The sequence below is a fragment of the Nonomuraea aridisoli genome (genome assembly GCF_003236395.1).
GTDB classification, from domain to species: domain Bacteria; phylum Actinomycetota; class Actinomycetes; order Streptosporangiales; family Streptosporangiaceae; genus Nonomuraea; species Nonomuraea aridisoli.
In genome coordinates this window covers 1-2509 of record NZ_POUD01000506.1, presented here as the reverse complement: position 1 = coordinate 2509, position 2509 = coordinate 1, and the positions used below count along the sequence as shown (strand labels likewise).

Below are 2509 nucleotides of genomic sequence, written 5' to 3'. Positions count from 1 at the left end.
TGATCTCGTTACGCCTTTTCGTCCCGTCGCTGCTGATCGCGGCGGCCGCGCTCACCGGCTGCACGGCCGACGGGTCCTCCGCGACCGTCGTCCAGCCCGGACGGCCGGGGGAGACCGGCAGGGTCGGCGCCGGTGGATTCGGGGAAGCCGGGCGGTCCGGTCTCTGGGGGAACGGCCGCTTGCGGTGAGCCCGCAGGCTGGTCCCCAGCGTCCGAGGGTGTCTCGGGTGGAGCGGAGAGCTGCCCGCTCGGCGGGACGGCCGCCGCCGCGCCGATCGGCTGTTCGGGCGCCGGCCGGCTGGAGACCAGGACGATCACCGCCGTCACGGCCGCCGCCGTGGCCAGCGCACCCCCCATCGCCACGCGCCGCACGTTCGGCCCGGCCGCCCTGCGCACGGGCGACCCGTCCACAGTCCACCCGTCCGGCCCCGCAGCCGCAGGCGCGTCAGCGCCGGCTCCGGTGGCCGCCTTCGACCGCCCCACCCGTCGCACTGTCGAGCGCAGATCTTGGAACACCGTCCGGGCCAGTGACGTGGACGTCTCCGGCGTGGGCGGGGGCGGCCCCTCCGGCAGCAGGAGCGCGAGCAGGGCCACGAGCCCGGACAGCCGCCGCCGTCCCCGCTCCTCCCAGTCCTCCCCGTACGCCGCCCGCGCCGCCCGCTCCAGCTCGCCGACGAACGCCAGAGCGCTCCCCGGCCGCTCGGCGGGGTCCTTGGCCAGCCCGCGCCGCACCAGCTCCCGCACGGGTGACGGCGCCTCGTGGAGGGGCACGGGGGCGTGCACGTGCTGGTACCCGAGCACGCTCGGCTCGGTGGACCGGTAGGGCCGCTGCCCGGTCAGGCACTCGAAGAACACGACGGTGGCCGCGTACACGTCCGTCGCGGGCGTCGCGGGCCGCCCCGCCCACAGCTCGGGCGCCATGTACGGCGGCGTCCCCTCCGGCCGGGCCGCCGTGCCGTCCCGCACCGCGATGCCGAAGTCGACCAGCTTGCTGACCCCGTCGTCGCGGACGAGCACGTTCTCCGGCTTGTAGTCGCGGTGCACCAGCTCGAGGTCGTGCGCCTTGGCCAGCCCCAGCAGCGAGCCCTTCAGCACGGCCAGCGCCGCCTCCGGCCCGGCGGGGCCGTTCTCCCGCAGGAGCGCGCGTAACGAGACGCCGTTCACCAGCTCCATCACGATGCAGGCGCCGAAGGCGTCCTGGATGTACTCCCACATCGTGGCGATGTTCGGATCGCGCAGCGTGACGAGCAGCCGCGCCTCGGACTGGAACCTGGCCAGCGCCGCGGCGTCGTGCCGCCACTCCTCGGACAGGTACTTGATCGCCACCCTGATCCCGGTCGCGTCGTGCACGGCCAGCACGACACGCCCGCTCCCGCCGCGCCCGAGCTGCCTGATCTCCGTGTATCCGGGGGCACTCCACTGCATACGCCTCTCCCATCAGGAGGACGGCCCACCTGATGAGACGTGTGATCAAGGAGCAGGGTTTTCCAGGTGGCCCGGTTTCATGGAACTACTCCCGATGGAGGATGTGAACCGGGGTTTCGATACCTTCTGGGAGCACCGAATCTGGTTCGGGCTCCCCCCATGACGTGACCAGCGGCAACACGCCGGCCCAGATCGGCAGCGCGTAGTCCTCCTCGTCGTCCTTCGGCCCGCCGCGCCGCATCTTGACCGACGCCTCCTCCAGCGACAGCGCCAGCACGGCCGTGGCGGCCAGCTCCTTGCGGTTAGGCGGGCGGACGTAGTCCCACTGGCCGGGGGCCAGCTGCTCCGACAGGGCGCGCAGCCCGGCCAGCCGCTCGTCCGGGTCAGTGACGAGCCGGGCCCGGCCGTAGACGATCGCCGAACGGTAGTTGACCGAGTGGTGGAAGACCGAGCGGGCCAGCACGACGCCGTCGAGGTGCGTGACCGTGACGCAGACCTCGGCGCCGTCGGCCGCCCGCAGCGAGGAGGCTCCGGTCGAGCCGTGCAGGTAGAGGGTGTCGCCGATGCGGCCGTATCCGGTGGGCACGACCATCGGGCAGCCGTTCACGACCACGCCGAGGTGGCAGACCAGCCCGGTGTCGAGCACGTCGTAGAGGTCGTTCCTGTCGGTGCTGCCGCGCTGCTTCTCGCGGCCCAGCGTGGTGCGGGGAGTGGTGGACAGCATGATTCGACCGTAACGGCGAAGTGGACCTATCCTGTAGGGCCACTATCCACCCGTTCATAGAGACCACTTCCGTGCGTACCGCTGTCGACCTGCCCATATCCCTGTCCCGCGACTCCGCCGAGCCGCTCATCGCGCAGCTGTCCGACCGGCTGCGCGGCGCCATGCTCGACGGCACGCTGGCGCCCGGCGAGCGGCTGCCGTCCACGCGGGCGCTCGCCGCCCAGCTCGAGGTCAGCCGTACGGTCGTGACGGAGGCGTACCAGCAGCTCTACGCCGAGGGGTGGCTCGACGGGCGCCACGGCTCGGGCACGTTCGTGGCCGAGATGGAGCAGCCGCCCCGCCCACCGGGTCGGGCCGCGTC

Annotated in this window: 3 protein-coding genes; 1 reads left to right on the top strand and 2 read right to left on the bottom strand. The window is 72.9% G+C overall.

The window, feature by feature from the left end:
• Positions 1-8: 8 nt before the first annotated feature.
• Together C1J01_RS47515 and C1J01_RS47510 are read right to left on the bottom strand one after the other, a co-directional pair.
• Positions 9-1424: a serine/threonine-protein kinase gene (locus C1J01_RS47515; protein WP_111185677.1), complete on the bottom strand. Its 1416-nt coding sequence runs from the start codon at positions 1422-1424 to the stop codon at positions 9-11.
• Positions 1425-1509: 85 nt separating this feature from the next.
• Positions 1510-2148 carry a pyridoxamine 5'-phosphate oxidase family protein gene (locus C1J01_RS47510; RefSeq protein ID WP_111185675.1) on the bottom strand — a complete coding sequence of 213 codons (639 nt, stop codon included), beginning with the start codon at positions 2146-2148 and terminating at the stop codon, positions 1510-1512.
• A gap of 71 nt (positions 2149-2219) precedes the next feature.
• Between C1J01_RS47510 and C1J01_RS47505 the strand changes: the two genes are divergently transcribed.
• On the top strand, positions 2220-2509 hold a 290-nt coding region (locus C1J01_RS47505), incomplete at its 3' end, for a GntR family transcriptional regulator (RefSeq protein WP_146616025.1).

Coding starts and splice junctions, on each gene's coding strand:
- C1J01_RS47515 (WP_111185677.1), bottom strand. CDS start 1,424: ATGCAGTGGAGTGCCCCCGGATACACGGAGATCAGGCAGCTCGGGCGC.
- C1J01_RS47510 (WP_111185675.1), bottom strand. CDS start 2,148: ATGCTGTCCACCACTCCCCGCACCACGCTGGGCCGCGAGAAGCAGCGC.